Genomic DNA, 2,124 nt, shown 5'->3' on the forward strand with positions numbered 1-2,124 from the left:
GAGCAGATGCAGACAGACCTGGACAGCTATCTGGATCACTACAACACCCAGCGGCCACATCAGGGCAGGATGATGGAGGGTCAAACCCCCTACAGCATGTTCAAAAAGGGTCTGAAATTGATACCGAAGGAAGTGCGCACTAAAGTAGCGTAAACAAGACACCGGTTTGAGGCCGGTGTCAGGTGATAACTAGATCTGTACAGCTTCGCAAGTTCAGCAGATGAGGATATAACAATCATATCGTCGTTCTTGGTGCTTGGGTGAAACAATGAGGTGGTTTTTTCTGCTGTTTATCATGTTGCTTGTTGTTACCGGCAATGCAGTCATTTTTGATAGTTCATCCTCTACCAGAGTGATTGATTGGATTGCATTTAACCTGTTCCCGTTATCTCTGGTTTTATTCTGGTTTGGCATTTATTTTTCTGATGGCGATAAGCGGGCCCAGCTCTTTGTCATTGGTCATGCGTTGCTGGTCTTTTCTGCCGGCGCCGGTTTTGTGCTTATCGGTACCAATATTGTTTTGGCTGATTCATGTGAAATAATGACATTTAGTGGGAAAGCGAGTGGTCTCCTGTGGATATTTTCAAACTATATGCTGTCGATTGGTTATTGTCGGGAGCTGGGGGTTGGTATCGCTGTGTTCGGAGCTATTATATCTTATCCTAGCGTTAGATTGTTTTTAGGGTTGGTTCAATCACGTTAAAGCTTTTAATGACAAATAATGTATCTTTTAGCGAGGTGATGGTTTATTTTATCACTTCAGATAACTCCCTAACGAAGATGCCAACTTATTGGCTGCATTTATTAGGGAGTATATTTTGCGTGTCAGAGCTCGTTTCGTTCTTCGACCATAGAGACTTATGATTAGTTTTTACTTGCTGCGGATTGTAAGGGCGTCGTGGACTTATTCAGTTGTTTTGCTTTTCTTTTGTCTCTAACCCAAATAACTGAACCATTTGTCTTTTTCATCTCGAAGAGATCGATGGACTGGAATAGATCGCTCAGTTTTCTAAATCCGTAGTTTCGTTGATCAAATGAAGCATGGTTTGAAATGTGGTTGCCAATCTCGCCAAGCATGGCCCAGCCATCATCCTGACTCTTATACACAAGTAGCGTCCTGAACGGAACCTTTCCCGTTTTCCAGGATCTGATCTTCTATGTGACTCCCAACATAGTAACGATCATGATAACTTCTGCTCTTCATCGTACGGCTGACTGGGCCAAATCTGTTTTCTCTTCGGCGGCGCTGGGTGATCCTCGCCGTACCACCCGTCTGGTTAACGTCGCCGCTCAATTGGCAAAATATTCTGGAAAATCAATAACCATCTCATCCGAGGGCAGTGAAGCCATGCAGGAAGGCGCTTACCGATTTATCCGCAATCCCAACGTTTCTGCCGAGGCGATCAGAAAGGCTGGCGCGATGCAAACGGTCAAGTTGGCTCAGAAGTTTCCCGAACTGCTGGCCATTGAGGACACCACCTCTTTGAGTTATCGCCACCAGGTCGCCGAAGAGCTTGGGAAGCTGGGCTCTATTCAGGATAAATCCCGCGGATGGTGGGTTCACTCCGTGCTCTTGCTCGAGGCCACCACATTCCGCACCGTAGGATTACTGCATCAGGAGTGGTGGATGCGCCCGGATGACCCTGCCGATGCGGATGAAAAGGAGAGTGGCAAATGGCTGGCTGCGGCCGCAACTAGCCGGTTACGCATGGGCAGCATGATGAGCAACGTGATTGCGGTCTGTGACCGCGAAGCCGATATCCATGCTTATCTGCAGGACAAACTGGCGCATAACGAGCGCTTCGTGGTGCGCTCCAAGCACCCACGCAAGGACGTAGAGTCTGGGTTGTATCTGTACGACCATCTGAAGAACCAACCGGAGTTGGGTGGCTATCAGATCAGTATTCCGCAAAAGGGCGTGGTGGATAAACGCGGTAAACGTAAAAATCGACCAGCCCGCAAGGCGAGCTTGAGCCTGCGCAGTGGGCGCATCACGCTAAAACAGGGGAATATCACGCTCAACGCGGTGCTGGCCGAGGAGATTAACCCGCCCAAGGGTGAGACCCCGTTGAAATGGTTGTTGCTGACCAGCGAACCGGTCGAGTCGCTAGCCCAAGCCTTGCG

The 2,124-nt window shown here is 48.7% G+C and carries 3 protein-coding genes and 1 pseudogene; 3 read left to right on the plus strand and 1 reads right to left on the minus strand.

Translation table 11 applies throughout. The annotated features are described in order from the left end of the window. Positions 1-153: pseudogene (locus AB5Y50_RS12365) on the plus strand (IS481 family transposase); the annotation flags it as partial. 142 nt (positions 154-295) lie between these two features. Further along, positions 296-703: a hypothetical protein gene (locus tag AB5Y50_RS12370; protein WP_125117235.1), complete on the plus strand. Its 408-nt coding sequence runs from the start codon at positions 296-298 to the stop codon at positions 701-703. A gap of 161 nt (positions 704-864) precedes the next feature. Here the strand turns inward: AB5Y50_RS12370 and AB5Y50_RS12375 are convergent, their stop codons facing one another. Continuing rightward, positions 865-1,107: an OST-HTH/LOTUS domain-containing protein gene (locus tag AB5Y50_RS12375; protein WP_368162922.1), complete on the minus strand. Its 243-nt coding sequence runs from the start codon at positions 1,105-1,107 to the stop codon at positions 865-867. A 76-nt stretch (positions 1,108-1,183) separates the two neighbouring features. On the opposite strand from AB5Y50_RS12375, the gene AB5Y50_RS12380 reads away from it, so the two are divergent. Beyond that, positions 1,184-2,124: IS4-like element IS50R family transposase (locus AB5Y50_RS12380; protein ID WP_368162397.1), on the plus strand; the 941-nt coding region annotated here is incomplete at its 3' end.

It is taken from the genome of Aeromonas sp. s6 (genome assembly GCF_040907815.1).
In the GTDB taxonomy this organism is placed as follows: Bacteria; Pseudomonadota; Gammaproteobacteria; order Enterobacterales; family Aeromonadaceae; genus Aeromonas; species Aeromonas caviae.